The sequence below is a fragment of the Salicibibacter kimchii genome (assembly GCF_003336365.1).
GTDB lineage: Bacteria > Bacillota > Bacilli > Bacillales > Marinococcaceae > Salicibibacter > Salicibibacter kimchii.
On sequence record NZ_CP031092.1, the window covers coordinates 1,404,745 to 1,430,237 of the forward strand.

Below are 25,493 nucleotides of genomic sequence, written 5' to 3' on the forward strand. Positions count from 1 at the left end.
TTCTAACGTTCTGCTTTGTTTTTCCCAAAGTACAAGACGCCTAGTAACCAGAAAGCAATCATCAAGATGGTGACTGCAATTAACACGGGAACCGGCCCAAACTGAACAATAAACGGAATCGAGGCTGCGGTAAACAAGCCACCGCCGACCATCGGCTCAAACAAAATTTGCTTATAACCGAAAGCCTGTAACGCCGGAGTCCGGTTTTCGGGATCAACAATCTGCATCAGCATAATCCCGGTTGCCGCCACACCTGTGGATTGGCCAAGGTCGCCCATGCCTCTTTCAAACCAATAGCTGGGGATCATACGTGGTGCCAAGAACATGAACATAACGACGTTAAGCACAATCCCGGCTACAGCAAGGAGAACAAATGGTACGATATTGTCCCCAATGACTTGAAGGCTTAACGTCGCCATCGCGCTTACGATTAATATATCGAGTGCAAAACCTTGAATGCGACTAATGGTCGGCCTGTCCACGACCTCTGACCGATCGGTTTTGGCTATCACAATCTGGATGATAATTCCACCAATCATCGCAATCGGAAACAATGGGACATATTCAAACAAGTACAGATCATAGGCACTGCCCCATGTCATATCTTCCAACCAAACAAAAAATTCCAATATAAGGTACCCGATAAAGATCGCCAAACCGACAAGTCCCGCGTGGAAAGCCAGCGGTTCAATAGAGATCGGTGAAGTTGTCAATTCGCCGGCAGACTCACGGTTTTCTTTTTGAACAATCCCCGTTTTCTGATCTGTAGAAAGGTCCTTGGGATGCGCTAACGTGTTCGTTATTCCTTTTCTGGCTGCCCAGTTAATAAAAATAATCCCGATGATCACACCGCTTAAAATTCCGATTGTGGCCAGCCCTAGAGCGAGATCCTGTCCTTCCGGAAATCCGATCGCTTCAAATGTGTCGCCTAAACCGGCTGCCGTCCCATGTCCGCCTACAAAACTAATCTCGATGAGGGCACCAACCGCCGGATCTAAATTAAAGATTGGTGTAAGTACGGTGATCGCCAATAAAATTCCGACCACATATTGGGCCCAAGAGATCGTGTAACCGAGTGCCACTTGCGGCCCCCCTGTCCGCCATACTTCCTGCAATCTCGGAATCGCAAAACCGATAAACAGACAAGCAAATACGACGTTGATGAGTAAGCCAGGTAACTCGGCCCAGACATCATACATATCCTCCGTAAAAATTCCGAAAGCCATTGCCTCATCGCCTGTCGTGGCTTCTACCATTCTCCCTAGAACCTCAGGTCCCAAGAGAAGCGCAAAAAAACCGCCAATGATCGAGCTTGGCAGAAATAACTTTTGAAATAACGGAACTTTAAGTCGAATCCATTTTCCTATAAGTAATATAACACTTATAATCACGAGCGCAAACGCTATTGCATCAAACGACAATGATCTCACCTTCTTTTCTACCTTATTTGACATCTTATTTTATCGTTTAATGCCAAGTGTAACAAGTCAGAAAGAAGGTTTTTCATATTACTGCATTCAACATTGCTCTCGTTTTACGGTTCCACCTTTTGGTTCTCTTCCGTGGACAGAAAAAATACGCCCATTTACAGGCGTATTTTGCTTTATGTCGCATTTTCATATTTACGGATATAGTCTTCGTATTGAAGGGTCACTCCGATTTCATCCAAGCCATAGACGAGCATATTTTTCCAATAAGGATCGATCTCAAATGGGTGAATCATCCCGTTCTCGTCTTCCACTGTTTGTGCTTCCAGATGAACCTTTAATTCAAGCGGATCGTCTTTGCCTTTTTCCATCCAGGCTTGCACGGTTTCCTCCGGCAGGCGTACGGGAAGCAACCCATTCTTGATGCTATTGTTATAAAAAATATCTCCAAAACTCGGGGCGATAATGACTTTGAATCCATAATCCTTCAACGCCCAGGCCGCGTGTTCGCGGGAAGATCCGCAACCAAAATTATGGTTACTCAATAAAATCGATGCGCCCTTCATATGGGGACGGTTTAACGGAAATTCCGGATTTTCACTATCATCGTCCAAATAACGCCAATTAAAAAAGAGAAATTGGCCGAAACCAGTGCGTTCTACTCTCTTTAAAAATTGCTTTGGGATGATTTGGTCCGTGTCTACATTGACATAGGGTAGCGAGGCGGCACTCCCCTCATGTTCACGAAATGTTTCCATATTTCTCCCCTCCTCACACTTGTGCCGTGGCGTCAAGTTCACGAACGTCGATAAATCGTCCGTGCACAGCAGCGGCAGCTGCCATAATTGGGCTCATCAAATGCGTACGTGCCCCTTTCCCTTGACGGCCTTCAAAATTTCGATTCGAGGTAGATGCACATCGCTCCCCTTCAGGCACTTGGTCCGGATTCATGCCTAAACACATGCTGCACCCCGCGCCTCTCCACTCGAAGCCGGCGTCGATAAACACATCGGCCAACCCTTCATCTTCGGCCTGACGCTTCACTTTCATGGAGCCAGGAACAACGAGGGCGCGGACCCCCGGAGCGACTTTCTTTCCTTTTAAATACTTGGCTGCTTCACGCAAGTCACTGATTCTCGCATTCGTGCATGACCCGAGGAATACGTGTTGAATCGGAATATCGGTCATTTTTGTCCCCGGGGTAAGTCCCATATAATCCAAGGACTGGTTAATCGCTCTTTGATCCGCGTCTGTTTCACCATCTTCAGGAGCAGGCACTTCGCCGTCAATGGATACGCCCTGGCCGGGATTGGTCCCCCAAGTAATCATAGGTTTTACATCGGAGGCATCCAATACTAACGTGCTGTCAAAGGTGGCATCGTCATCTGTCGCCAATTGTTTCCATTCTTCCACTTGTTTCTCGTAGGCAGCTCCCTTTTCTACGTTCGGGCGCCCTTCCAAATAATCAAACGTCACTTGATCCGGGCTGATTAACCCTGCACGGGCACCGCCTTCAATGGACATGTTGCATATGGTCATTCGCTCTTCCATCGTCAACCCTCGAATCGCCTCTCCGCGGTATTCGACAATGTGCCCGCTTCCGAAATTTACCCCGTATTTAGCGATTAAAGCAAGAATGATATCTTTTGCACTGACGCCGGACGACAAACGGCCATCGATGCGTACCTCCATCGTTTTAGGACGGTTTTGCCATAAGCTTTGGGCCGCCAAAACGTGTTCGACTTCGCTTGTGCCGATCCCGAATGCCAACGCACCGAATGCCCCGTGCGTCGACGTATGGCTATCTCCGCATACAATCGTTTTCCCGGGTTGTGTCAGCCCAAGCTCAGGACCTATAATGTGGACGATGCCGTTATGCGGGCTATCCAGACCAGCCAATTCGACCCCGAATTCCTTGCAATTGTCCCTAAGGACATCGATTTGTTTTTTGGCAATTTTATCAGTGATGGATTGCCGATCATCCGTCGGGATGTTATGATCCATCGTCGCGTACGTCAAATCGGGGCGTCGCACGTTTCGACCTGCCAGCCGCAACCCTTCAAATGCTTGCGGCGACGTTACTTCATGCACTAAGTGGAGGTCAATATACAATAAATCCGGTTTCCCTTCTTCTTGATAAACCCTGTGGCGATCCCAGATTTTTTCAATAATTGTTTTCCCTTTCACGCTTCCCCCTCCTCTTATTCAAGTGCTTTTATGACAGCATCGGTCATTTCCGTCGTGGTTACCGCTTCCTCCATCTTAGGCGCAATATCTGCCGTGCGATAGCCATCTGCCAATACTTTTTCGACCGCTGTTTCGATCTTCTCCGCTTCCTTTTCCATTTTAAATCCATATTTCACCATCATTGCTGCCGATGATATGGCCGCAAGTGGGTTGGCACGGTTTTCACCGGCGATATCCGGCGCAGAACCGTGGACCGGCTCATAGAGGCCGACCCCAGTCGATCCCAAACTTGCAGATGGCAGCAATCCAAGGGAACCGGTCAACATTGAGGCTTCATCGCTAAGAATATCCCCGAATGTATTTTCAGTCACCATCACATCAAACGCTGCCGGTTGTGCGATCAGCTGCATCGCCGCATTATCCACGAGCATATGCTCGAGCTCAACGTCAGGATACGAAGCGTGGACATCATCTACCGTTTCCCGCCATAATCGACTTGATTCCAGCACATTTGCCTTATCAACGGATACAACTTTGCCGTTTCGCAATTGGGCAGCTTGAAACGCCCGCTCGGCGATGCGCTTGATTTCCGACGCTTTATATAGAAGGGTGTCGATGGCCTGTGTTTCTCCCCGGATATCTTCACGCTTTTTCGGCTCTCCAAAGTAGAGACCGCCGGTCAATTCTCTCACAATCAAAAAATCTACATTAGCGACAATCGCTTCTTTTAATGGAGAGGATTCGATCAGAGAAGCGTAAGCTTTAACCGGGCGCAAATTAGCATATAAATCAAGCGATTTTCTAATCTCCAATAACCCTTTTTCCGGGCGTTCGGCACCCGGCAGGCGGTCCCACTTCGGGCCGCCAACGGCGCCTAGCAATATCCCGTCGCTTTCAGCGCTCATCTCTTTCGTCTCCCGCGGGAGCGGGTCTCCTTTTTCATCAATGGCACTCCCGCCGATCCATCCTTGTTGAAACGTAAAATGATGATCGTATTTATCGGCGATTGTTTCCAATACGTTGATTGCTGCTGTTGTGACTTCGGGGCCGATCCCGTCTCCGGGGAGTACCGCAATTGTTTTTTTTGTCATAGTAGTCTCCTTCATTACGAATGAATCGAAGGTTCCGGCACTTCGTCCGGCGCGGCTGCCAGGATACGATTAATGGCATTCACATAAGCATAAGCGGAAGCTTCCAGCACATCATGGGCGGTTCCGCGTCCGATCGACGATTGCTCCCTATACGTGACATGAACGACAACTTCCGCGAGTGCATCTTCGCCGCTGCTCACTGATTGAATACGATAATCATCCAATTGGATGGGGGCGCCCACGATGCGCTCAAGTGTATTGTAAACGGCTTCCACACTACCTGAACCGGTGGCGGCTTCTTGCGTTTCTCCCCCATCGGGCAGCTTCATGGTAATGGTCGCCGTTGGGATGTTATGGGTCCCCACGTTCACCTGCAACGAGAGCAGTTCATATGCTTTGGTTTCCTCTTCGTTTTTATCGGCTACCAGCAACGCGAAAATATCATCATCAGAGATATCTTTCTTTTTATTTGCCAGTTGTTTAAAGGCTTTAAACACACGTTTTAGTTCGTCTTCCGGCGGATCAAAACCAAGTTCCAATACTTTGTTTTTAAAGGCGTGCTTCCCGGATAATTTGCCGAGCACCAACTTATTGGCATCTACCCCGACAAGTTCCGGGGTGATAATTTCATACGTGCTGCTTTCTTTCAGTACGCCATCTTGATGGATACCGGATTCGTGGGCAAATGCATTGCTGCCGACGACCGCTTTATTGCCGGGAACGACATTACCGGTCAATTTGCTGACAAGACTGCTCGTGCGCTTGATCTCCTGAAGGTCGAGGCTTTGCTCGGCATCGTAGTGATCCCGGCGAATGTGAAGGGCAACCGCAATCTCTTCGAGGGAAGCATTGCCGGCACGTTCACCGATCCCGTTAATGGTACATTCCACTTGATCGGCGCCCCCTTCAATAGCCGCAAGAGAATTGGCGACGGCCATCCCTAAATCATCATGGCAGTGGGTAGAGAGCGTGATATCCTTCGCGCCTTTCACATTTTCTTTCAGATGTTGGAACATTGCTCTAATTTCCTGGGGCGTGGTATAGCCGACCGTATCAGGAAGGTTGATCACATCCACACCGGCTTTAATGACTTCTTCCATGATTTTCGTCAGGAAATCCCAATCCGTCCGACAAGCATCCTCCGCTGACCATTGCACGACCGAAAAACGTTCCTTCGCATAACGGACGGCCTCAACCGAATCTTTAATCACTTGCTCCTGTGTCGACAGTAATTTGTATTTAATATGCACATCGGAAGTGGCGATAACAAGGTGAATGCGCGGAACAGGAGAGTCTTTTAACGCTTCCCACGCCGAATCAATATCACTTTTGACGACTCGGGACAAACCCGTCACTGAACTGTTCTTGACCGCTCTTGCAATTTGCTGCACAGAATAAAAGTCTCCCTCATTGGAGGCCGGGAAACCGGCCTCAATGATGTCAACGCCGAGACGGTCTAGCTGTTTGGCAATCTTCAGCTTTTCTTCCCGATTGAGATTAAGCCCCGGTTGCTGTTCCCCATCCCGTAACGTCGTATCAAAAAACTCAATTCTCCGCACGCGAAACCACTCCTTTTTGATCTCCTTTGACAAACGGCATCATTTCACGCAATTTCTGACCGACAGCTGTAATTTCATGTTCAAGTTCACGTTGATTAATGGCGTTAAACTCAGGGCGATTGGCTTGATTTTCCAAAATCCAACCTTTCGCAAATTTTCCTGTTTGAATATCTTTCAATATTTCACGCATTTCTTGTTTCGTATCTTCGGTAATGATTCGTTTTCCTGACTGGAAATCGCCCCATTGCGCCGTGTCTGAAATGGAATATCTCATATACTCAAGCCCGCCTTCGTACATGAGATCGACAATCAACTTCATCTCGTGCAGACATTCAAAATAGGCAACCTCCGGTTGATAGCCTGCTTCGACGAGCGTTTCAAATCCGGCTTTAATTAGTTCGGTTGTTCCCCCGCAAAGCACGGCCTGCTCCCCGAAGAGATCCGTTTCCGTTTCTTCCCGGAAGGTAGTGGCAATAATCCCGGCCCGGCCGGCACCGATTTGCTTCGCATACGCAAGGGCGAGGGTTTTCGCATCCCCATGAGGGTCTTGCTCAATCGCGTAAAGCGCCGGCACGCCTGCGCCGGATTCATACGTACGCCGGACGATATGGCCCGGGCCTTTCGGTGCAATCATGATCACGTTCACATCGGACGGCGGTTGGATTTGGCTAAAATGAATGTTAAATCCATGGGCGAAAGCCAATGTTTTCCCGCTTGTTAAGTTAGGTTTGATTTGATTTTCATAGATGGCCGGCTGCGATTCGTCGGGAAGGGCGAGCATGAGCACGTCGGCCTTTTCTGTTGCTTCATCCACTTCATACACGTTGAAACCTTCCTGCTCCGCTTTTTCCCAAGAGTTCCCTCTTCGAAGTCCAACAATCACATCGACGCCGCTTTCTTTTAAATTGAGTGCATGAGCGTGGCCTTGAGAACCAAAACCGATGACCGCGATCGTTTTTCCCTGTAGTACGCCTTCATTTATATCGTTGTTGTAATATACTTCTACCATTTTTAAATCTCTCCCTTATTACTTTAATTATTGGATAAATGAATAATGCAGATCTTGCGAATGGATTTTCGAGCTTCTTTTTAAAGCGGTTGTGCCTGTTCTCGCCAACTCTTTCAGTCCGTATGGCTTGATTAAATCAATGAAAGCTTCCACTTTTTGATGATCGCCGGTCACTTGCAGCGTCATGCTCTCGCGCCCCACATCGATGATGGACGCGCGAAAGGGTCGAGCGAGCGTTTCAATTTCGCCGCGCGTCTGCGGGTTGGCAACAACCTTGATGAGCGCGAGCTCACGCGCGACAATATTTTCTTCCGAAATGTCCCGGACTTTTAAGACATCCACTTGTTTATTGAGCTGTTTAATCACTTGATCAAGCCCTCGCTGGCTATCGACGTTAACGACGAACGTCATTCTTGAAACCTCCGGGTTTTCGGTCATGCCGACGGTAATGCTTTCAATGTTGAATTGTCGCCGGGAAAACAAGCCGGTAATACGGTTTAGTACACCCGACGAATTGTTGACAGTGGCCGATATGGTTCGTTTCACGGACGGATCCCCTCCATTTCGTGGTGTCCTTTGCCGGGAGCAATCATTGGATAACAATTCTCATCAGCCGTTACCCGAAAATCAAAAAGAACCGGTCCATCTTCTTTTAGACCCTTTTTGAACGTTTCGCGGGCGTCTGATGGGTTTTCGACTTTGTAAGCTTTGATGTTATACGCCTCGGCAAGCTTCAGGAAATCCGGCTGGATAGGGAATAACGAGTGGGAATAACGCTCCTCGTAGAACAGCTCTTGCCATTGACGAACCATGCCCAATGACGCGTTGTTTACGATGACGATTTTCACCGGCATGTTTAATTCTTGTAAAATCGACATTTCCTGCATCGTCATTTGAAAACCGGCGTCCCCGATGACAGCGACCACGTCCAAATTCGGCTCCGCAAACTGCGCACCAATGGCAGCGGGAAAGCCGAAACCCATGGTTCCCAATCCGCCGGAAGTCACCCACCGATGGGGTTTTGCGAAACGGTAATACTGGGCTGCCCACATCTGATGCTGTCCTACATCGGTAGTAACGATCGCTTCGCCGTTTGTTTCCTTATAAATCATGTCAAGGAGCGCCTGTGGCTTTAACGTTTTTCCGTCATCGTTATACCAGAGTGGGTATTCATCGCTGTAACCCCGGAGATGCTTATGCCATTCATCATAGGGAGCAGGGGCTTTGTCGAGTGCCAGTAAACGTTTTAACGCTTCCTTCGCATCGCCAACAACCGGAATATCGGTTTCTACATTTTTACCAATTTCCGCCGGATCAACGTCAATGTGAACAACCTCGGCCTCCGGTGCGAAGTGATTTAAACTCCCGGTAAGGCGGTCATCAAAACGAGCGCCGACATTGATGAGCAAGTCGCATTCATGGAGCGCCATATTGGCGGCATATAGTCCATGCATGCCCGCCATACCCAGAAATAGCGGATGATTTCCGGGGAATGATCCTAGCCCCAACAATGTATTGGTTACCGGAATCTGCTGTTGTGTCGCGTATTCGAACAGTTCATCCGCTCCATCCGCGTGGAGAATTCCGGCCCCGGCAAGAATTACCGGTTTTTTTGCTTGCTGCACGGCACTCGCAACCTTCTTGATTTGCAGGCGATTCGGATGCACCGTTGGCTGATACCCGGGCATATGCACGCGTTCCGGATATTTAAATTCTCCGATAGCCGTAGAGACATCTTTCGGAAGATCGATTAATACCGGCCCCGGCCTTCCCGTCGTTGCAATATGAAACGCTTCTTTCATGACACGCGGGATATCGTTCACATCGCGCAACTGGATGTTATGCTTTGTGATCGGCATCGTTACCCCTACCACGTCTGCTTCTTGAAAGGCGTCCGTTCCGATCACGTTTGTTGCCACCTGTCCCGTGATCACGATCATCGGCAACGAGTCGATCATGGCATCCGCGATCCCGGTGACCACGTTTGTTGCCCCAGGTCCGGAAGTAACAACACAAACGCCCGGTTTACCGGAAACACGTGCATATCCTTCCGCGGCATGAATCGCCCCTTGTTCATGGCGGGCAAGAATGTGGTGGATCCCCATTTTGTAAATTTCATCGTACGTAGGCAAGATGGCTCCGCCCGGATACCCAAAGATGATATCTACATTTTCCTCCGCCAAAGCACGCAGTACAATCTGACTTCCATTCAATTTTTTTGTTTGCTGCTCTTCATTGGCAGTTTTCGCTGCCTGTGTTCTCACGCTTGTGCCCATCTCTGTTCCTCCTTCATCGCGTTGGTTCTCTGCCATTGGCACTCTGCTCCTTTTCTCAAAGATCTAAGCTTTTGACGGAATTTGTTAATAAATAAAAAAACCTTTCCGTCCCATTGGCGATGATGCCAAAGGGGCGAAAAGGTTTCCGCGGTACCACCCTTTTTTCCGCACGATTCCTTTGTGCGGACACTCGACGCAACATGTGCGCCTTTTGCCTAACGATCCGAAAGAGATAATGGCTCCGGACCGGCTGGAACTAATCATCCATCCGTTCATTCCAGCACTCCGAGGAGAGTTCATCAGAAAGGGCACCTCCGCTTCTCAGCTCACGCGGTTCTCTGTAAAATGCCGATTTCCCGATTACTTAGCCTCATCAACGTGTTATTACGTGTTATTATTTTATTGGTTTTAGCCTTTATTTTACCGTGCTTTTTTATAAATGCAATAGCTATTTTTCTTTTATCCGCCGATTTCTGCTTCTTGTGCGTAAATCTGCATTCCGTCGGTTGCCACTTTTTCCCGGAAACACCTTGTAATATACGCCGTTTCAGGCCCCGGCATCCCATCATTGATGACGCGTCCGTCGACTTTAACGACCGCGATCACCTCGGCAGCCGTTCCAGTTAGAAAAACTTCATCGGCAACATAAACATCATGGCGTGTAAAAGGTTCTTCCTTAATCGTATAACCTTCCTCTTCGGCAATCTCGATAATCGCCTCCCGAGTAATGCCCTCCAATGCACCGACGTAACCGGGCGGAGTATAGAGCACTTTATCTTTGACGAGGAAAATGTTGTCTCCCGAACCTTCGGCTACATATCCTTCATTATTCATCATGAGCGCTTCGGGAACATTCGCGAGGTTGGCTTCCATTTTGACGAGAATATTGTTAAGATAATTGAGCGATTTCACCTTCGGGCTCAACACATCCGGGCGGTTGCGCCTCGTCGCCACGCTGACAATTTCCAGCCCGGTTTCATACAGCTCTTTTGGAAAAAGCGCCAATTCTTCCGCGATGACAACGACTTGAGCTGTGCCGCACGATTTCGGATCCAGACCAAGATTGCCGACGCCTCTCGAAACAACAACTCTGACGTACGCATCTCTTAAGCCGTTTTTACGGACGGTTTCCGCAATCAATTCTTTCATATTTTCGAAATCGTAAGGAATGTCAAGCATAATCGATTTTGCAGATTCATAGAGGCGAACGAGATGTTCGTTGAGTCTGTAAATATTGCCGTTATAGGCACGAATGCCTTCAAATACTCCGTCCCCATATAGAAAACCATGATCATAAACGGAAATCTTGGCTTCGTTTTTTTGGACAAATTCGCCACTTAAAAAAATCCATTGATCGTCTTCCATACCTTCTCATCACCACCTCGTATTCCTTCACTTCCCTCATTTGTTCACGTCGAGTGGCCAAATGTTTCGTCACAAGCGACAAAATGTATACCCTATATGTTACGCCGATTCATCGATAAGGTCAACCGTTTTCTAAAAAATTATATAACATTTTTATATTTTGTTTCTTTATTCATGCTACTCTTCACTTTAATGCTCCAATGATCTGCCAATCAGTTTTTTTTTGCGTTGACTAAACAATTTAATTTTTTTGTGATAAGATATAAAAATATTAGGTTGGCTCGCCCTCCATTTGATCGTTTGTACAACCTTCCTTCTGCAAGAAGCACGTCAAGGCTAATAAGAAAGGGGCTAGAATCATTGGTCACACAAACAACACATAAAAATACGAAAGAAATAGCAAAAGAATATCTGGATAGCGTTTATGATACGGTGTGCAGCCGAAATCCGGACGAGACGGAATTTCATCAAGTTGTAAAAGAAATTTTTGACTCATTAGTCACGGTCATTGCCCAAAATCCCGAATATATGGAGCATGGAATTCTTGACCGCATCGTTGAACCGGAACGTCTGATCACTTTCCGTGTTCCTTGGGTAGACGACGAAGGACAAGTACATGTGAACCGTGGCTATCGCGTCCAGTTTAACAGCGCGATTGGACCTTATAAAGGCGGGCTCCGCTTCCACCCGTCCGTTAACCCAAGTGTCGTTAAATTCCTTGGTTTTGAACAAATTTTCAAAAACTCCCTAACGGGGCAACCGATCGGCGGAGGGAAAGGCGGAGCCGATTTTGATCCAAAAGGCAAATCCGATGCTGAAATTATGCGTTTTTCGCAGAGCTTCATGCACGAACTCGGCCAATACATCGGTCCAAACGTTGATATACCTGCCGGTGACATTGGTGTGGGAGCCAGGGAAATCGGTTATATGTTTGGCCAGTATAAAAAAATGCACGGTCGGTTTGAAGCAGGGACGATCACCGGAAAAGGGCTAAACTACGGCGGAAGTCTCGTTCGCAAAGAGGCAACAGGCTTTGGGATTATCTACTTCGTCGAAGAAATGCTTAAACAACAGGGCCTTAAATTTCAAGATCAAACCATCGCCGTCTCCGGCTCGGGGAACGTTTCCATCTACGCGATGGAAAAAGCGCAGGAACTGGGGGCGAAGGTTGTTACTTGCAGTGATTCCGATGGGTACATTTATGATGAAAAAGGCATTGACGTTGAAACGGTCAAGCGTCTGAAAGAAGTGGAAAGAACACGGATCGAAGATTACACCGCTGAGCATCCGCACGCGAAATACTTCGATTCTCCCACGGATGTTTGGTCGGTGCCGTGTACGGTCGCGCTTCCTTGCGCCACCCAACAAGAGATCGATGAAGAGACAGCCAACCTATTGGTTGAAAATGGTGTCATTGCTGTCGGAGAAGGGGCGAACATGCCAACAACTCTGGAAGCAATTAATCTTTTTAAGAAAAACAACGTCCATTTTGCCCCAGCGAAGGCAGCAAATGCCGGCGGTGTAGCAGTTTCGTCGCTGGAAATGGCTCAAAACAATATGGGGTTTTCCTGGTCTTTTGAAGAGGTTGACGGAAGGCTTCGAGAAATTATGAAAGACATCTATGATAACAGCTCGGAAGCTGCCGAAACATATGGCTATGCCGGCAACTTGGTCATCGGCGCAAATATTGCCGGCTTCCTAAAAGTCGCCGACGCTATGATGGCCCAAGGAGTTGTGTAGGTAGCGTCGATGCAATAAATACCCCCTGGTTTTAAACACCGGGGGCTATTTTTTGGCCTTATCAACCGGAATTGGTGACCTAACGGCCTATATCTTGACCCCACGCCAAAAAATCACCCAAACCGATTCAGCATGCCGTTCTACTTCTTCGAGCGTATAAACTGTTGTTTCGTTCGCAAGCCCTTCAATTAAACAAAAATACATATGTGCTATACTTGTGGCATCTAAGTCTGCTGTTACTTCTTTTGACGCCTGTCCCTTGGCGATCACATTCTCCAAAAGCCCCCGTGCTTGTTTCTCACTTTTTTCCACACTAGCTGTTAGCTCCCCTCCCAATCCATTTGGTGGATTTTGCATAAAACGATTATAAAACTGGATGCTCGCATCATCTGTTGCCATATCATGAATATGAGTTTTAAATGATTTATACAACACAGTTTTTACATCTGGTGCTTGCTCATCAAGTGATCTTCTGACAAATTCAACGTTTTGATCCACCATTTCCTTCGCCACTTCTACAAATAACACTTCTTTGCTTTTATAATGCGCGTATAAGGATGATTTTTTAATCCCAACCTTATCCGCAATTTTCGTCATTGACGTTCCTTCATACCCATTTATCGCGAACAATTCCAAGCTCTCTTCTAGAATTTTCTCCTTCGTATGCATTTATGTTCCCCTTCTTTGTCATTCATTTAATCAACCGTACAATATGCTTCTTTACAACTAAAATAAGTTACGTTATACTTTGCCTACCGATCGTTTGTTAGGGTTAATTATAGCCTTTTTTTTTACTCGTGTAAAGGATTGGGTATCTTAAGTGGGATAGCCTTTGAAAGGGTGATAAAAATGTTGCTTCCATTGTTGAACAAGGAAAAAATTCTTGTTTTGCTGGATTTTGATTTGTACAGTCCAAATACAATACTTCGAGGCGCACAGCTAGCCAAAGCATTTAACAGTACCTTTGAAGTGCTTTTCATGGTAGAGTCTGATGGAGATGGTTTTGATCAGCCAGAAAAAGAACTTATGATTGCTGAAAGCAAAAAACTCAGTAAAGATTTAGGCGCTAGTGAATTCAGGATTAAAGAAATTAGGAATGTAACTATGTTTTTTAATTTCTTAGAGGATTTTACAAGAAAGATGGGGTTTACGCAGTTAGTGTTGGCACATGTGGCAGAGAGCCGATGGGAAGAAATGATCCATGGTTCTTTGGCTAACTATTTGATGAAGAGTATGTCTTTTATAGAGCTTCATTTTATCTCCCAAGATAATGCTTTTCCATATGAAAAATGGCCCTATAATAAGGGGATTTATGCGTTTCTTGAACCAATAGGGGAAAATGACAAATATTATCTCACAGAACAAAAAACGAAAAACACAGTTGTAGAAGGTGTTTTCTTTAAAGAATCTGCGACCGATTTTGATTATGGAGTATTTCTTTCTTTCACGGAAGATAAACTCTTCAATTCATATAAAGTTCGGGACAGCGTTGCCACTTTAGTAAATAAACAGGTGAAGCTAGATGAGATATAAACGGCAAGCATCTAGTATGAAGAAATGGGGAAGTTCAAAACGCTTCCTCATTTCTTCATATTCTGAAAACACGAATGAGTTCCCCGAGCGCTCGTGTAAAAAATGTGAAAAACAAAATCAAAACATGTCGTATCCTATCGTTTTCGTCATTGAATGTAAAATGCCCGTAAACACCGACAAATCAATGCTTACGGGCATTTATGAAATTTTTTATCTTAACTCAAATTAACCTAATGGCGTCCCAGGCAGGACTCGAACCTGCGGCCTACAGCTTAGAAGGCTGTTGCTCTATCCAGCTGAGCTACTGGGACATAACGACATTATCTATACTAGCGAATTGTAAGGGCAGAGTCAATGGCCAATTTATTATTTTGGCCATGCCTTCGTGAAAGAGAGTTCTTTCATTTCACTGCCGCTGTCTTTTTCATGAAAACGAACCGCTTCTACTTCCCCATTTCTAACCGTTACGAGAGCGTAGGTCGGTGTCGTTGGTTTTTTTGGCAATGTTAAACTGCCGGGATTCACATAAATAATGCCATCTTTTTCGTAGGCCCCGGCGTAATGGGAATGGCCATGGAAAACGAGACGGGCGTCTTTCTCCATTGCTGTTTGTTGCAAACGTTGATTGGTGCTTTTCACTTGATATAGATGCCCATGGGTGAGCCAAACGTTGATCCCGTCGATGGTAAGCACCTCTTGTTCAGGAAATTCCCCCGGTGCATCCGTATTTCCACTCACGACATAAAAAGATTCCAGGAGCGGATCCCCCTTGTCCAATTCGAAATCCCCACAATGAAACATTGCTTCAACATGCTGTTCATGGCGATCTCTAAGCTTTTTTAGACCCTCGCGATCCCCATGTGTATCACTGACAACAAGCCATTGCATCCGTCCTCACCTCCTTTTATTCGACTAATTACGTGCGAATCGATCAGTGCGCTAGTGCATTATGGCTGAATTTTTTGCTCACACTTGATGATTTTACCTTCCAGAGGTTCCATGACTCACCCATGGCATCTCTGTTGGGGATATTTTTGCTCTTAATGGTGTCATAACTCGTTCATGGCACCTCTGATTGGGATAATCTTTCTTCTAGTGGTGTCATAATGGGGATTTATTTCGGACGTCCTCTCCGCAGAGACTAATATTAAACGCACCTTCTATTTTTGGCTTTACAACCACCGGGTGATGACTAATATCAGTCATTTCTACATTATTTGGCGTCACAGCTGCTGGGGATCATTTATTTCAGCCGTTCGGCACTACTGCTACGCACCGGAAAATTTTGTTCAAAACAGAGTTAACATTTATCCTCCATTTTGAGGGCAAAACTCTCGCATATCCAGCACTTTGTCTTCACTCACCCTCTTATTGTAAAATATTCTCTAAAAAGAGGGTGTGAGGCTCTTCATATAGTCTATAATCGGTTCGTACGCCAAAGCTTTAGACCCTTCGCGCTTGTCCTCTTTGTCGCGAGACACAAATTACGCTACATCCCCAACTCTCCCCATTCTGCTTTCATTTTTTGTAACGCTTTGCTGCGGTGGCTGATGCTGTTTTTTTCTTTTGAGGGAAGTTCAGCTAACGTCTTTTGCATGTGCGGGAGATACATAAGCGGGTCATAACCGAAACCATTCGTGCCCTTTGGTGCCGACGTTATTTCCCCGTCACATGTCCCCTCTACTTCGATCGCTTCACCGTTCGGGTTCTTATATACGAGGGCGCATATAAATCGGGCCGTTCGCTTCTCCCGCGGCACACCTTCAAGAGAACGAAGCAGTTTTTCGTTATTTTTTTCATCGTTTTTTTCCTCACCTGCAAATCGGGCCGAATATACGCCGGGGGATCCATCAAGTGCATCAACCGCCAATCCGGAATCATCGGCAAGAGCAGGAAGGCCCGTGTATGCAGCTACAAAGTCGGCTTTGATGCGGGCATTTGCAACGAACGTTTCCCCTGTTTCCTCAATTTCCGGACAGTCAGGGTAGTCACGCAACGAATACACCGTGGCCGCACCTGCCAACAGTGCCTCTAATTCTTTTCTTTTTCCCTCGTTTTTCGTGGCCAAAACAATGTTTTTCATGCCTTTCCTTCTTTCGTTTCAGGAAGTGTCGTTCCTGCGTCTTCCAATACCTGTTTTTGGATCCCAATCAGCTGTTGGATGCCCTTTTCGGCCAAACGAAGCATTTCATCCAATTGTTCCCGTGAAAATGTGGCTTCTTCCCCGGTCCCCTGGATTTCCACAAATTGACCGGAGCCTGTCATGACAACGTTAAAGTCAACGGCAGCCGCCGCGTCTTCTTCATAGCATAAATCGAGCAACGCTTCGCCTTGCTCATCAATACCTACGGAAATCGCGGCCAGGTAATCGACGATCGGAAAAGATTTTATGTCCACCTCTTGTGCCAAACGTGAAAATGCCATGGCACTCGCCACAAACGCTCCCGTAATGGAGGCTGTCCGTGTCCCCCCGTCCGCTTGAATCACGTCACAATCCACCCAGAGTGTACGCTCTCCAAACGATTCAAGATCTATGACGGAACGTAACGCGCGGCCGATCAACCGTTGGATTTCCATCGTTCGTCCGGATACTTTCCCTTTTGAAGATTCACGGATATTGCGTTCTTCCGTCGCCCGCGGGAGCATGGCGTATTCCGCCGTCACCCAGCCTTTTCCTTGCCCGCGCAAAAATGGCGGTACACGCTTTTCGATACTCGCTGTACAAATCACCTTCGTGTCGCCGACCCGGATGAAAACCGAACCTTCCGGGTGCTTTAAATAATCCGTTTCGATCACCGTTTCTCGCAATTCTTCCCTAGTCTCTCTATCATCGACGCGCATCTATTATTTCCTCCTCTGCCGCCTGCTTTCATTATTTATGTATACTTACCATTCCTATGTATCGTTTATCCGTCGCTCTATAGAATCCATCAGAAAAAGGTAGCATTGGCGACGATGCTACCTTTTCCATTCAGAGTATATCATTTTTTAAGCCGCTTTGCATTTCCCCTAGACATCTCCTTGGTTAACCAGCGCGGGCCTGGTAACCGGTTCCGCAAATGATTCGCCGTCCACTTGTTCAAGTTGGGTTTCTCCTTCAACATGGTAATCCACTTCTTCTACACCATCGATGCCTGTCAAGGAAAGGGTCAGCATGGCCATTGCTTCTTCTGACAACGCCTCCCCGTCATTTTCAGCTAACAATGCTTCGCTAAAGTTTACCGTTAAAATGCCATCTTCCAATGCAGGCTCATCAAGCAGTTCGACATTTTGTCGTAGTGCTGAAATTAAATCTGTTTCCGGGCTCGGACCATTGAGCAAAGCATCAACAACCGCCGTGGCTTCATTTTCATCTCCATCGATGCGCCTTGTAACGGGAACATAATACTCCTCGTCTTCTTTGACGCTAATGAAATAAACCGTTGCTGCTCCGCTTGCCGTTATATCCGCCGGACCGTTCCCTTCAAGATTAATGCCAACCGTTTCGGCTGTGCCATCTCCAACCGGAGTGTCTGCGTTTGGAAGCGTTTCTTGTATATGACCATTGATTTGAATTTCCACTTGTTCGACCTCGTCAAATTGCGTCAAGGTCCACGTGACCGCTTGTAATAGCGCCTCCTCATGCTCTTCGGGATACTCCTCAAACTCAGGGGAAAAGTCGACAATGGCTGTGCCATCTTCTGATAAATCAACGCCTTGGATTTCTGTCTCCGGCGGAAGCACCGCTTGGAGACCGCTAGGCAGTTGATTCGTAATCGGCCCCTCTACCACAAGATGTTCCAGGGACTGTTTGAGAACTTCCGGATCATTGTCAAACTGAAATGTCCTGGGAACGACAAGGCCATCTTCATCGAGCAAGTACAGCTCTCTTTCCACTCCTTCGCCTTCAGATCCTTTATTCTCTTTCCCTTCCTCCGGTTCCGCGTCGTCCGGATCTTCTTCCTTTGTATCGATTTCTGAAGTCTCTTCCTCCTGTGCATCGCTACTTGCTTCCTCGTTTTGTTCTCCTTCATCGCTTCCTGAACTGCATCCGTACACCAACATCGCCGTCAACATGAGAAAAGAAGATCCCTTCAAAAACTTTCGCACGCGTTTCCCTCCCTTAGAAAGCTTATCTATACAAAGTATACGAGCCAACAGAGAAAAATAGACCAGCCTTCTGGGAAGATTGTCAGGAAAAGCTTTCTATATTAGGCAGGCAAAATAAGGTGATCAACGATTTGTTTCTCAAGCCCCAGCCATCGCGCCGCGATTGTTTGAAACTGCTGAACCGATCCTGTTGTAAAAAATACATGCTCTTGTGTTCGATCGTCTTTCTGATTCAACCCTTGATGTTGAAGAATCGTGCTTACTTCACGTGCGGTCTCTGAACCGGAGGAAATAACCTTAACTTCATTTCCTACAACATTTTGAATGATCGGTTCTAGCAACGGATAATGGGTGCATCCCAAGATCAACGTATCAAAAGATTTTTTGAGGAGCGGATGTAAAGTATCTACAACAACCGCGTGTGCCTCGTCGGCACTGGCCCCCCCTTGCTCCACGAGAGGGACAAACGTCGGACAAGCGTGACTATGTACGATAACCTTTTCCCCTTGGATGCTAGCAATGGCCTGCGGGTAAGCGTTACTATTTACCGTTCCCTCGGTCCCGATCACCGCAATTTCATTTGTATTCGTAACTTTGAGGGCTGCCAATGCGCCTGGCTGCACAACACCGACAACCGGTATTGGAAGTCGTTTCTGCACTTCGTCAAGAACGACGGCTGTGGCTGTATTGCATGCAATTACCAGCATTTTTATATTTTCGTTTAAAAGGTAGTTAATCATTTGCCAGGTGAACATTCGAACCTCTTCTGCCGATCTCGGCCCATATGGACAGCGGGCAGTATCTCCGATGTAAATCATGGGCTCTTTCGGTAGTTGACGGGAAATCTCCTTGGCTACGGTCAATCCCCCGATCCCTGAGTCAATAATTCCGATGGGTGTATTCAATGTTTTTCTCTCCTAATGATCCTTTTCCATTTCCGCATGTAGAAACGCCAAGGCCTGTTACGGTTGCCGCTTTTGGATCACTGCCCGAATAATATCTTTTCCGTAATCCAAGATATGCACGTGAACGACTCTGCGATCATGTTGGTCTTTTTCCTATTGTACTATTCCATTGGATTCCAATCGTTCCACAAGGGCCGTGGTTGTGGTGAACTTCTCGTAAATAAGACGTGCATCTGATCATGCAGTCAAAAAGCCTCCCGCTATTGACGCCTATTTAGGGTACGAATGGACCATTTCTTTCACTTCATCTGCTGTACCACAGAGCAACGCGCGTTCAGCCAACGCCCGTGCATCTTTTGAATGGAACGTTCGTATAAGACTTCGGGCCGGTAAGATAGAGGCAGCACTCATGCTGAATTCATCCAAACCCATTCCTACTAATAGCGGAATTGCCGTCTCCTCACCAGCCATTTCCCCGCACATCCCTGTCCATTTTCCTTCTGCGTGAGAAGCTTCGATTACATTTTTTATTAATTGTAAAACGGCAGGGTGATAGGGCTGATAGAGAGGAGACACACGCTCGTTCGTACGGTCGGCAGCCAACGTGTATTGCACCAAATCATTCGTTCCGATGCTAAAAAAATCTACTTCTTTTGCAAATGAAGTAGCCGCAACGGCAGTAGAAGGGGTTTCCACCATGATGCCGACGGACACCCGTTCATCAATGGAATGCCCTTCATCGGTTAATCGTTTCTTTTCTTCTTCAACTAGTGTTTTGGCCTCGCGCAATTCTTCCAATGTCGCTACCATCGGAAACATAATTTTCAAATTTCCGTAATGACTTGCTCGTAGCAATGCACGCAACTGGGTGCGGAACATATCTGTTTTTTCCAGACATAATCGAATAGCCCGAAATCCAAGTAAGGGATTTAACTCTTCAGGAAGATCAAGATACGGGAGTTTTTTGTCCCCTCCGACATCCAGCGTACGGATGAGGACAGGGGCGCCGTTCATTTGTTCAACAACCGTTCGATAGGCGTCAAACTGTTCCTCCTCTTCCGGAAAACGATTCCGCCCCATATAAAGAAACTCTGTGCGGTATAAACCAATTCCATCCGCGTCGTTTTCAAGCACCCCTTTTATATCATCGGGCACCCCGATATTGGCGGACAGTTCCACAGTAGCTCCATCTTCGGTGACAGACGGGAGGCCGATCAACCTCTTCTGCTTTGCGTTTTCCGCCGAAAGCACTCGTTGCCGTTCCCGAAATATGTTCAACGTCGATTCATCCGGATTAATGACAACTTCTCCATTTGTGCCGTCTACAATAATCAAATCGCCATTCTTTACGATGGATGTGATAGCTTCAGTCCCCACAACCGCAGGAATTTCCAATGATCGTGCCATGATCGCGGAATGGGATGTTCTCCCTCCGATATTCGTCACAAAGCCGAGCGTATACTGCCGATCCAGTTGCGCGATATCTGACGGTGTTAAATCATGGGAGATAACAATTGTTTCTTCATCTATAGCGGAAAGGCTCGTATTTTCCACTTCTGCCAAATGCAAAAGCAAACGTTGGGAAACGTCTTTAATATCCGTGACTCTTGCCTGCATATACGTGTTTCCCATGTCTTCAAACATTTTTATGTACATAGTGGAAACCTCTTGGAGGGCAAACGAGGCATTGACGCCGTCCTCTTTTATTTTAGATTCGACAGCATCGATCACTTCGGGATCTTCCAGTACGAGTATATGAGCGGAAAAAATTTCAGCATTTTCCTCGCCTTGTTGAACGAACGCTTTTTTTCGAATGGTTTCCAGTTCTCTTTTTGCCTTCTTTTGCGCTTTTTGAAATCGCGAAATTTCCCGTTTAACGTCTGATACGGCTCTCTCTTGGACGTTCAGGGCCGGTTGCTCGAGGAGGAATGCATAGGCAATAGCCACGCCGTTAGACGCGGCTATCCCTTTTAGTTGTTCCGCCATCATTCTCCCAATCCTTCTTGGATCGTTTTTGTGAGGGCTTCCATTGCTTCTTCCTCGTCGTTCCCGTCCACGGTCACGAGCACCTCACCACCTCTACCTACACCTAGAGACATGACGCCCATAATCGATTTAAGGTTTACGGACTTTCCGTTAGACTCAATGGTAATTTCCGAAGCAAACTGGCCGGCTTTATTCACCAAGTTTGTAGCCGGGCGCGCATGCAATCCTGTATCTGAAGTAATGGTAAATGTTTTTTTCTTCATCTATTTCGACTCCTTTGTCTACGCGAAGGCGTTCCTCGTGCGCTTCATTCCTCGTACGTATATGTCCACATTTTATTATAGTTGCACCGATAAAACAAGGTACGGTGAGATTCCAGGTTCTTATCTTACCATCCTTCACTCGTGCCCAATATCATTGATTAAAGATTGAGGTTAACGTTGAACCTTCAAACATTTTGGTATGTCTCACGAGGAATTGATCCAAAAAGCGAACAGAACAAAAAAAGGCATCGAGGAGATTTCGAGACAGCAACGATTGAATCGTGGAAAAACAGTGGAAAGGAACCAAATGAATAAAAGGTCTGGTACGTTCGCGTGCTTGCTTCGGCTTCCCAGCACAACGTTGCTCTCTTTTTATGCCGATGTTTCCTACCCTTCGACATATTCCCTCCTCGTTGCCCTCTTTCCATGCCGATGTCGTGCATACTTCGACTTGCGCACACGCCTCGTGGCCTCATTTCATGCCGATGATGTCCTTCTTTCGGCAGTCTCGCTCCTCTTCGCTCGCCTTCCATGCCGATGCCGTACATGTTTAGGATTGCAATCTAGTATCGTCGTTTGTGTCGATGATAGAATGCGTCTCCAATGTTCGTATCTGCTCAATTACTCAGACCCTTTTCAAGATCCGCCAGCAGGGAAAGAATTTCTGAAACACCCCACTAGTCGTCCGCCACTTTTTTCCCTGATACTCACCGACGGGCTTCTATGCACATACGATATGATGACTAAAATCTTTCTTCCGTATGTCCAAATGAAAAAAAGCGTACTAAAGGTGGCCTGGATAGAAAGGGTGACACGAGAGTGAAGGACTTGGAACGTGCTCCGCGCTCCCTTTTGACAAAAAGGGAAAAAGAAGTCTTTGACCTTCTTGTCAAGGACCAAACAACAAAGGAGATCGCCGGACAGCTTTACATTAGCGAAAAAACAGTCCGAAACCACATTTCAAACGCCATGCAAAAATTAGGTGTGAAAGGTCGTTCACAAGCAGTTATCGAATTAATACGTCTTGGCGAAATCCAGATTTAAAGGGCACCGGCTTTCGGTGGAAGGCCGGGCTTTTTCATATTCCCTCGGGGAAAACAAAATCCCCTGTGTTAAAAATACGGATGCCCCAAAATGGGACATCCGTATTTTTTATCCCCGATGATAAGCACCCGCGATTCCAGAATTTGGATTTCAGTGGCCAGAGGTCGGTAAAGTCCTTTTTAGAAAGCGTGAAATGATTTTCCGACTCCCGGCTTCCGATGTCTAATTTCCGGAAAAACGGGCGCTAACACCCTAAGTGTCCAATACACACTACGTGCTAGTACCGGTGTTGCTACAGGACGTGGCGGTTTTAGCGACTTCCTTATCAGAGGACCCCCCCCTGATGGAAGTTTCACTTTATCCCGGTGTAAGCGCCCGTAACTCCCGCTTCAACCTCGCAAGCGGAAATTAACGGGCGGCTAACACCCCGATTGGTTCAACTAACCATCAGAGGAAAAACCCCTCTGATGGAAGTTTCACTTTATTGGCCGCCTCCGAAAAAGTTTTTAAACGCCTGCAACGTTTGATCTCGATTCAGCGCTGCAATTGATGTCGTGAGCGGAATGCCTTTCGGGCAAGACTCCACGCAGTTTTGGGAATTGCCGCAGTTTTGCAAGCCGCCTTCTCCCATCAACGCATTCAAACGGTCCGGTTCGTTCATTTCACCTGTTGGGTGAGCGTTAAAGAGGCGGACTTGTGATACAGCGGCGGGCCCAATGAATTCAGAGTTGCTATTCACATTTGGGCAGGCTTCCAGACAAACGCCGCACGTCATGCATTTGGATAATTCATATGCCCATTGGCGCCGGTTTTCGGCAATTCGAGGCCCCGGGCCGAGGTCATAAGTGCCGTCAATCGGAATCCAGGCTTTCACTTTCTTTAAGGAGTCGAACATACGGCTACGGTCCACGATGAGATCCCGAACAACTGGAAAAGTTTTCATCGGCTCCAGGCGAATGGGCTGCTCAAAATCATCAACAAGTGCTGTACAAGATTGTTGGGGTTTTCCATTGATAATCATCGAGCATGCACCGCATACTTCCTCCAAGCAATTCATGTCCCAAACGACAGGCTTCGATTCAGTCCCATCGACGGTGACAGGATTACGACGAATCTCCATTAACGCACTGATCACATTCATGTTCGGTTTATATTCAAGCTCAAACTCTTCGTTGTAAGGTTGGTCATCCGGGCTGTCTTGACGAGTAATGACAAAGCGAATCGTTTGTTGCTCGCTCATGATTTTCCAGCTCCTTGTTGCTCTGTCGTTTTATTCTTGGAGTAGTCTCTTTTTCTCGGGGTGATCAACGATGTGTCCACATCTTCATATTCAATGGCCGGTCCTTTTTTCGCAGGATCATACTTGGCTTTTGTTGTCTTCAAAAAGTCTTCGTCATTACGGTCCGGGTATTCCGGTTTGTAGTGGGCACCACGGCTTTCATTTCGATGATATGCGCCCATTGTAATGACGCGGGCCAAGTCCAACATCCCTTTCATTTGGCGGGCAAATGGCGCGGCTTGATTGCTCCAACGCGCGGTATCATGCATATTGAGGTCTCCCATCCGCTCTTGGAGTTCTTGCAGTTTGTCGTCGGTCTTGAGGAGATTTTCATTATTTCGCACGACCGTAACGTTATCGGTCATCCACTCCCCAAGTTCTTTATGAAGATCATACGCGTTCTCTTTCCCATCGCTTTTAAGGATGCTTTCATATTCTTCATGGACCTTTTTCACCTCATCGTCATAAAGGGAAGAGGAAAGGTCTTCCGCTGATTTATCCAGCCCTTGAATATATTCGACTGCTTTCGGGCCGGCAACCATGCCGCCATAGATTGCAGACAGCAACGAATTTGCACCTAGTCGGTTCGCGCCATGCTGGGAAAAATCCACTTCACCGGCCGCGAACAATCCGGGGATATTCGTCATTTGGTCGTAATCAACCCACAGTCCGCCCATCGAGTAATGCACGGCAGGGAAAATTTTCATCGGTACTTTCCGAGGATCATCACCCATAAATTTCTCATAGATTTCCATGATCCCGCCGAGTTTCACATCAAGCTCCCGGGCATCTTTGTGAGATAGGTCGAGATAAACCATGTTTTCGCCGTTAATGCCCAGTTTCTGCTCCACGCACACATCGAAAATTTCGCGTGTCGCGATATCACGAGGAACCAAGTTTCCATAAGCTGGGTATTTTTCTTCCAGGAAGTACCATGGCTTATTATCTTTATACGTCCATACACGTCCACCTTCCCCGCGAGCCGATTCACTCATGAGACGCAATTTATCATCCCCGGGGATGGCCGTCGGGTGGATTTGTATAAATTCGCCATTGGCGTAATAAGCCCCCTGCTCATACAACTTGGCTGCTGCAAAACCCGTGTTGATCATGGAGTTTGTGGACTTGCCAAAGATTATCCCCGGGCCGCCCGTAGCTACGATCACAGCATCTGCCCGAAAGCTTTGCGTTTCCATGGACGTTAAATTTTGGGCGGTGATGCCGCGGCAGCGTCCATCATCATCGATCACCGCGGAGGTGAACTCCCAGTTCTCATATTTTTGCACGAGCCCGTTTACTTCGTGGCGGCGCACTTGCTCATCCAATGCATAGAGCAATTGCTGACCTGTCGTCGCGCCCGCGTAGGCGGTCCGGTGATATTGCGTACCCCCAAAGCGACGGAAGTCCAACAAACCTTCCGGACTGCGGTTAAACATGACGCCCATGCGGTCAAGCAGATGGATAATGCTTGGGGCCGCGTCAGTCATCGCTTTTACAGGCGGCTGATTAGCAAGGTAATCTCCCCCGTACAACGTATCGTCAAAATGTTCCCAAGGCGAATCGCCTTCCCCTTTCGTATTTACGGCTCCATTTATGCCTCCTTGGGCACACACGGAATGCGATCGTTTCACCGGTACAATGGAGAACAAATCTACATTTATGCCCGCTTCCGCGGCTTTAATTGTTGCCATCAAACCGGCGAGACCGCCTCCGACAACAATAATATTTTCTTTGCTCATG

22 protein-coding genes, 1 tRNA gene and 1 other annotated feature are annotated in these 25,493 nt (G+C 47.1%); of the genes, 3 read left to right on the plus strand and 20 right to left on the minus strand.

Annotated elements, in window-relative coordinates:
- Positions 1 to 2: 2 nt before the first annotated feature.
- The 9 genes from DT065_RS07060 to ilvE all read right to left on the minus strand — a co-directional run bounded on the left by DT065_RS07060 (position 3) and on the right by ilvE (position 10,914).
- Positions 3 to 1,421 (minus strand): sodium/glutamate symporter, encoded by a 1,419-nt coding sequence (locus tag DT065_RS07060; RefSeq protein ID WP_227002754.1) that lies wholly within the window; start codon positions 1,419 to 1,421, stop codon positions 3 to 5.
- A 182-nt stretch (positions 1,422 to 1,603) separates the two neighbouring features.
- Positions 1,604 to 2,185: a 3-isopropylmalate dehydratase small subunit gene (gene leuD / locus DT065_RS07065; RefSeq protein ID WP_114372029.1), complete on the minus strand. Its 582-nt coding sequence runs from the start codon at positions 2,183 to 2,185 to the stop codon at positions 1,604 to 1,606.
- A 13-nt stretch (positions 2,186 to 2,198) separates the two neighbouring features.
- The gene (gene leuC, locus DT065_RS07070; RefSeq protein WP_114372031.1) at positions 2,199 to 3,614 is read right to left on the minus strand and encodes a 3-isopropylmalate dehydratase large subunit; all 1,416 of its coding nucleotides are present in this window, start codon (positions 3,612 to 3,614) and stop codon (positions 2,199 to 2,201) included.
- A gap of 14 nt (positions 3,615 to 3,628) precedes the next feature.
- Positions 3,629 to 4,705 carry a 3-isopropylmalate dehydrogenase gene (gene leuB / locus DT065_RS07075; RefSeq protein WP_114372033.1) on the minus strand — a complete coding sequence of 359 codons (1,077 nt, stop codon included), beginning with the start codon at positions 4,703 to 4,705 and terminating at the stop codon, positions 3,629 to 3,631.
- 14 nt (positions 4,706 to 4,719) lie between these two features.
- Complete coding sequence (locus tag DT065_RS07080; protein ID WP_227002755.1) at positions 4,720 to 6,264, minus strand: 2-isopropylmalate synthase; 1,545 nt, start codon at positions 6,262 to 6,264, stop codon at positions 4,720 to 4,722.
- The gene (ilvC, locus tag DT065_RS07085; RefSeq protein WP_114372034.1) at positions 6,251 to 7,273 is read right to left on the minus strand and encodes a ketol-acid reductoisomerase; all 1,023 of its coding nucleotides are present in this window, start codon (positions 7,271 to 7,273) and stop codon (positions 6,251 to 6,253) included. The genes DT065_RS07080 and ilvC overlap by 14 nt, the downstream gene beginning before the upstream one ends.
- 27 nt (positions 7,274 to 7,300) lie before the next feature.
- Positions 7,301 to 7,819: an acetolactate synthase small subunit gene (gene ilvN / locus DT065_RS07090; protein WP_114372036.1), complete on the minus strand. Its 519-nt coding sequence runs from the start codon at positions 7,817 to 7,819 to the stop codon at positions 7,301 to 7,303.
- On the minus strand, positions 7,816 to 9,549 hold the full coding sequence (ilvB, locus tag DT065_RS07095; RefSeq protein WP_227002799.1) for an acetolactate synthase large subunit: 1,734 nt from the start codon (positions 9,547 to 9,549) through the stop codon (positions 7,816 to 7,818). Before ilvB ends, ilvN begins: the two co-directional genes overlap by 4 nt.
- A gap of 126 nt (positions 9,550 to 9,675) precedes the next feature.
- Positions 9,676 to 9,935: a binding site (T-box leader), on the minus strand.
- 73 nt (positions 9,936 to 10,008) lie between these two features.
- Positions 10,009 to 10,914, minus strand: coding sequence for a branched-chain-amino-acid transaminase (gene ilvE / locus DT065_RS07100; protein ID WP_114372040.1), 906 nt, complete (start codon positions 10,912 to 10,914; stop codon positions 10,009 to 10,011).
- Positions 10,915 to 11,274: 360 nt separating this feature from the next.
- Between ilvE and gdhA the strand changes: the two genes are divergently transcribed.
- The gene (gene gdhA / locus DT065_RS07105) at positions 11,275 to 12,654 is read left to right on the plus strand and encodes an NADP-specific glutamate dehydrogenase (RefSeq protein ID WP_114372041.1); all 1,380 of its coding nucleotides are present in this window, start codon (positions 11,275 to 11,277) and stop codon (positions 12,652 to 12,654) included.
- Between the two features lie 87 nt (positions 12,655 to 12,741).
- Here gdhA and DT065_RS07110 read toward each other — a convergent pair whose 3' ends face one another.
- Positions 12,742 to 13,323, minus strand: a complete 582-nt coding sequence (locus DT065_RS07110) for a TetR/AcrR family transcriptional regulator (RefSeq protein WP_114372043.1) — start codon at positions 13,321 to 13,323, stop codon at positions 12,742 to 12,744.
- Positions 13,324 to 13,503: 180 nt separating this feature from the next.
- Between DT065_RS07110 and DT065_RS07115 the strand changes: the two genes are divergently transcribed.
- Positions 13,504 to 14,187, plus strand: coding sequence for an adenine nucleotide alpha hydrolase family protein (locus DT065_RS07115; protein ID WP_114372045.1), 684 nt, complete (start codon positions 13,504 to 13,506; stop codon positions 14,185 to 14,187).
- Between the two features lie 234 nt (positions 14,188 to 14,421).
- On the opposite strand, the gene DT065_RS07125 is transcribed toward DT065_RS07115, so the two are convergent.
- From DT065_RS07125 to DT065_RS07160, 8 genes are all read right to left on the minus strand, one after another.
- Positions 14,422 to 14,498: transfer RNA gene (locus DT065_RS07125), tRNA-Arg, on the minus strand.
- A 55-nt stretch (positions 14,499 to 14,553) separates the two neighbouring features.
- Positions 14,554 to 15,075: a metallophosphoesterase gene (locus DT065_RS07130; protein ID WP_114372049.1), complete on the minus strand. Its 522-nt coding sequence runs from the start codon at positions 15,073 to 15,075 to the stop codon at positions 14,554 to 14,556.
- A gap of 601 nt (positions 15,076 to 15,676) precedes the next feature.
- Entirely contained in the window at positions 15,677 to 16,270 is a 594-nt protein-coding gene (locus DT065_RS07135) for an XTP/dITP diphosphatase (protein WP_114372051.1), read from the minus strand.
- Entirely contained in the window at positions 16,267 to 17,028 is a 762-nt protein-coding gene (gene rph, locus DT065_RS07140; RefSeq protein ID WP_114372053.1) for a ribonuclease PH, read from the minus strand. Before rph ends, DT065_RS07135 begins: the two co-directional genes overlap by 4 nt.
- Before the next feature lie 168 nt (positions 17,029 to 17,196).
- Positions 17,197 to 18,276 (minus strand): GerMN domain-containing protein, encoded by a 1,080-nt coding sequence (locus DT065_RS07145; protein ID WP_114372055.1) that lies wholly within the window; start codon positions 18,274 to 18,276, stop codon positions 17,197 to 17,199.
- Positions 18,277 to 18,377: 101 nt separating this feature from the next.
- Positions 18,378 to 19,181 carry a glutamate racemase gene (gene racE, locus DT065_RS07150; RefSeq protein ID WP_114372057.1) on the minus strand — a complete coding sequence of 268 codons (804 nt, stop codon included), beginning with the start codon at positions 19,179 to 19,181 and terminating at the stop codon, positions 18,378 to 18,380.
- 270 nt (positions 19,182 to 19,451) lie between these two features.
- On the minus strand, positions 19,452 to 21,167 hold the full coding sequence (gene ptsP, locus DT065_RS07155; protein WP_114376140.1) for a phosphoenolpyruvate--protein phosphotransferase: 1,716 nt from the start codon (positions 21,165 to 21,167) through the stop codon (positions 19,452 to 19,454).
- A complete protein-coding gene (locus DT065_RS07160) occupies positions 21,167 to 21,430 on the minus strand; it encodes a phosphocarrier protein HPr (protein ID WP_114372059.1) in 264 nt (87 codons plus the stop codon). The genes ptsP and DT065_RS07160 overlap by 1 nt, the downstream gene beginning before the upstream one ends.
- An 819-nt stretch (positions 21,431 to 22,249) precedes the next feature.
- Between DT065_RS07160 and DT065_RS07165 the strand changes: the two genes are divergently transcribed.
- The gene (locus tag DT065_RS07165; protein ID WP_114372061.1) at positions 22,250 to 22,474 is read left to right on the plus strand and encodes a helix-turn-helix domain-containing protein; all 225 of its coding nucleotides are present in this window, start codon (positions 22,250 to 22,252) and stop codon (positions 22,472 to 22,474) included.
- 481 nt (positions 22,475 to 22,955) lie between these two features.
- Here the strand turns inward: DT065_RS07165 and sdhB are convergent, their stop codons facing one another.
- On the minus strand, positions 22,956 to 23,714 hold the full coding sequence (sdhB, locus tag DT065_RS07170) for a succinate dehydrogenase iron-sulfur subunit (RefSeq protein ID WP_114372063.1): 759 nt from the start codon (positions 23,712 to 23,714) through the stop codon (positions 22,956 to 22,958).
- A complete protein-coding gene (gene sdhA / locus DT065_RS07175) occupies positions 23,711 to 25,492 on the minus strand; it encodes a succinate dehydrogenase flavoprotein subunit (RefSeq protein ID WP_114372065.1) in 1,782 nt (593 codons plus the stop codon). Before sdhA ends, sdhB begins: the two co-directional genes overlap by 4 nt.
- Position 25,493 lies beyond the last annotated feature (1 nt).

Excerpts from the sequence above, each read along its gene's own strand:
- leuD (WP_114372029.1), bottom strand. The coding sequence starts at position 2,185 with ATGGAAACATTTCGTGAACATGAGGGGAGTGCCGCCTCGCTACCCTAT.
- leuB (WP_114372033.1), bottom strand. The coding sequence starts at position 4,705 with ATGACAAAAAAAACAATTGCGGTACTCCCCGGAGACGGGATCGGCCCC.
- ilvC (WP_114372034.1), bottom strand. The coding sequence starts at position 7,273 with ATGGTAGAAGTATATTACAACAACGATATAAATGAAGGCGTACTACAG.
- ilvB (WP_227002799.1), bottom strand. The coding sequence starts at position 9,549 with ATGGGCACAAGCGTGAGAACACAGGCAGCGAAAACTGCCAATGAAGAG.
- ilvE (WP_114372040.1), bottom strand. The coding sequence starts at position 10,914 with ATGGAAGACGATCAATGGATTTTTTTAAGTGGCGAATTTGTCCAAAAA.
- DT065_RS07110 (WP_114372043.1), bottom strand. The coding sequence starts at position 13,323 with ATGCATACGAAGGAGAAAATTCTAGAAGAGAGCTTGGAATTGTTCGCG.
- DT065_RS07115 (WP_114372045.1), top strand. The coding sequence starts at position 13,504 with ATGTTGCTTCCATTGTTGAACAAGGAAAAAATTCTTGTTTTGCTGGAT.
- DT065_RS07130 (WP_114372049.1), bottom strand. The coding sequence starts at position 15,075 with ATGCAATGGCTTGTTGTCAGTGATACACATGGGGATCGCGAGGGTCTA.
- DT065_RS07135 (WP_114372051.1), bottom strand. The coding sequence starts at position 16,270 with ATGAAAAACATTGTTTTGGCCACGAAAAACGAGGGAAAAAGAAAAGAA.
- rph (WP_114372053.1), bottom strand. The coding sequence starts at position 17,028 with ATGCGCGTCGATGATAGAGAGACTAGGGAAGAATTGCGAGAAACGGTG.
- ptsP (WP_114376140.1), bottom strand. The coding sequence starts at position 21,167 with ATGGCGGAACAACTAAAAGGGATAGCCGCGTCTAACGGCGTGGCTATT.
- DT065_RS07160 (WP_114372059.1), bottom strand. The coding sequence starts at position 21,430 with ATGAAGAAAAAAACATTTACCATTACTTCAGATACAGGATTGCATGCG.
- sdhB (WP_114372063.1), bottom strand. The coding sequence starts at position 23,714 with ATGAGCGAGCAACAAACGATTCGCTTTGTCATTACTCGTCAAGACAGC.
- sdhA (WP_114372065.1), bottom strand. The coding sequence starts at position 25,492 with ATGAGCAAAGAAAATATTATTGTTGTCGGAGGCGGTCTCGCCGGTTTG.